Consider the following 1,266-nt stretch of genomic DNA (forward strand, 5'->3'; position numbering starts at 1 on the left):
AATTAAATTCACGCACAGCTAGTAGACAGCGTTTACGGTGTGGACTACCAGGGTATCTAATCCTGTTCGCTACCCACACTTTCGCACATGAGCGTCAGTCTTTGGCCAGGGAGTCGCCTTCGCCACTGATGTTCCTCCAGATATCTACGCATTTCACCGCTACACCTGGAATTCCACTCCCCTCTCCAAGACTCTAGTCTGCCAGTTCTAAATGACCATCCCAGGTTGAGCCCGGGGCTTTCACATCTAGCTTAACAAACCGCCTGCGTGCGCTTTACGCCCAGTAATTCCGATTAACGCTCGCACCCTCCGTATTACCGCGGCTGCTGGCACGGAGTTAGCCGGTGCTTCTTCTGTTGTTAACGTCACAGCTGGCAGGTATTAACTACCAACCTTTCCTCACAACTGAAAGTGCTTTACAACCCGAAGGCCTTCTTCACACACGCGGCATGGCTGCATCAGGGTTTCCCCCATTGTGCAATATTCCCCACTGCTGCCTCCCGTAGGAGTCTGGGCCGTGTCTCAGTCCCAGTGTGGCTGATCTTCCTCTCAGAACAGCTAGAGATCGTCGCCTTGGTGAGCCTTTACCTCACCAACTAGCTAATCTCACTTGGGCCTCTCTTTGCGCCGGAGCTAAAAGCCCCGTTTGGTTCGAAAACATTATGCGGTATTAGCAGTCGTTTCCAACTGTTATCCCCCTCGCAAAGGCAAGTTCCCAAGCATTACTCACCCGTCCGCCACTCGTCAGCGATGTGCAAGCACATCCTGCTACCGTTCGACTTGCATGTGTTAGGCCTGCCGCCAGCGTTCAATCTGAGCCATGATCAAACTCTTCAATTAAATATATCGAAAAACTTTTATGAATCGTCGGTTGACACTCTTAACGAGTGCCCACACAGATTGTCTTGTTATACATTTTTAAAGAACAATGCTAAGCGCTTATATAAAAGCCTTGCTTAGCTGCTTCAGTGGTTTCCCCTGAAGCGGGATGCGTATATTACGCTTTCTAATCTCAGAGTCAACACGTTTTTTGAATTAATTTTCAAATCGTCGTCTCATTCCTTTTTCATAACAAGACCGTGCTCTGAAACCCGTTGCATCACCAGTATGCTCAGGTCACCTTGGTTCGTTGATGGCCGGAGCTGCTGCTCACAACAATCAAAAAACGTAGGCTTTCACTTATAAACGCAAAAAGCCCGCTCAGATGAGCGGGCTTCTTCGTAATTGGGAGCCTGACGGTGTGCTACTCTCACATGGGGAAACCCC

Annotated in this window: 1 rRNA gene; it reads right to left on the reverse strand. The window is 49.4% G+C overall.

The features are described 5' to 3' along the window. Positions 1 to 840, reverse strand: a 16S ribosomal RNA gene (locus BFC18_RS20745); the annotation flags it as partial. Positions 841 to 1,266: the final 426 nt, after the last annotated feature.

Source organism: Alteromonas confluentis, assembly GCF_001757105.1.
Lineage (GTDB): Bacteria > Pseudomonadota > Gammaproteobacteria > Enterobacterales > Alteromonadaceae > Alteromonas > Alteromonas confluentis.